2 protein-coding genes are annotated in these 1,372 nt (G+C 69.9%); both read left to right on the forward strand.

The features are described 5' to 3' along the window. The coding region (locus ACOADB_RS03035; protein ID WP_378596441.1) for a hypothetical protein at positions 1-624 on the forward strand (624 nt) is incomplete at its 5' end. A 55-nt stretch (positions 625-679) separates the two neighbouring features. Then, complete coding sequence (locus ACOADB_RS03040) at positions 680-1,291, forward strand: LysE family translocator (RefSeq protein ID WP_378596442.1); 612 nt, start codon at positions 680-682, stop codon at positions 1,289-1,291. The last annotated feature ends 81 nt before the right edge of the window (positions 1,292-1,372 follow it).

The following is a 1,372-nucleotide window of genomic DNA, read 5'->3' on the forward strand; positions in this document are numbered from 1 at the left end:
GGACCGGGCTTCAGCGCTGCTGACCTGCTCCCGCAGGTGCGGGACTTCTACGAGCACACTGCGCAGTGGCACGTCGAGGTCTGGAGCGCGTGGGCGCCGTGGGCCTGGCCGGGAGGCGAGCTGATCTCGCGGTTCTTCGGCAAGCGCGTCGAACAGCTCGCCCTCCCGACCCGCCCCCTGGACGTCGCGCAGGGCATGGACAGCCGGATCTCGGTGATCCGCGACGCCTCCGGCGACCAGGTGGCGGCCGGCTGGCTGCGGACCCTGCGCGCCACGGGGGAGTACGTCTTCAGCGGCTGCTACTCCCATCGGACCCTGCCGGGCGCGGACCGCCCGTCGGTGCACGTCGCCTTCCCGCTGGAGTCGGGCAACGTGCAGGTCTTCCTGAAGTCGTCGGTCCTGCCCGACGGGTCCTTGTGGCTCGAGTCGCCGGGCGGACGCTTCGGCCAGGACGGTGCGTACGTCGTCGTCGAGGACGGTGGCCGCACCTTCGCCTCCCGTGCGCCGGTCCACGAGACCTTCCATGTGTACGTCGACGACCGCGGCGTGCTGCGGACCGACCACGTGTTGCGCATGGGCCGGGCCACCGCGATGCGCCTGCACTACAAGCTCGAGCGGACCTGACCCGGTCTCCACTGATCGTGTGCGAATTCCGCGAGGTCGCCTAGTCTCCACGGGTATGAGCACCGCCTTCCTGCTGACCTCGCTGGTGATCTGCGTGACGCCGGGGACGGGCGCGCTCTACGCCATCGCAGCGGGTCTCACCCGTGGCACCCGCGCCGGACTGCTGGCCGCCTTCGCCGGAACCCTCGGCACGATCCCGCACATGCTCGCGGCGATCACCGGACTGGCCGCGGTGCTGCACGCGAGCGGTGTGGCCTTCGCCGTCCTGAAGTACGCCGGCGTGGCGTACCTGCTCTACATGGCGTGGTCGACCTGGCGCGACCGCGGTGTGCTCACCGTCGACGAGGACGCCGCCGGTGCGGGGTCGACACGTTCCGTGCTGATCTCGGGGATCACGCTCAACCTGCTCAACCCGAAGCTCACCATCTTCTTCTTCGCCTTCCTGCCGCAGTTCGTTCCGGCCGGAACGGGCGCGGTGCCCGCGATGCTGGCGCTGAGCGGGGTCTTCATGCTGATGACCTTCGCCGTCTTCGCCGTGTACGCCGCCTTCGCTGCCGCCGTCCGCGACCAGGTCCTGTCGCGCCCGAAGGTCGTCGACCGGATGCGCAAGGCCTTCGCCGCGAGCTTCGCCGTACTGGCCGGACGACTGGCGTTCGAGTCCCGCTGACCGGCGCCCCGAAATCCGGTTGAACCCGACGGCCCGTGGACGCGACGATCAACCATGAGCAGTGAGTACGACGTCTGGTTC

It is taken from the genome of Nocardioides sp. CPCC 206348 (assembly GCF_048654705.1).
Taxonomy (GTDB): domain Bacteria; phylum Actinomycetota; class Actinomycetes; order Propionibacteriales; family Nocardioidaceae; genus Nocardioides.

What these genes read in the sequence shown, in the direction of transcription:
- ACOADB_RS03040 (WP_378596442.1), top strand. Translation starts at nt 680, where the DNA reads ATGAGCACCGCCTTCCTGCTGACCTCGCTGGTGATCTGCGTGACGCCG.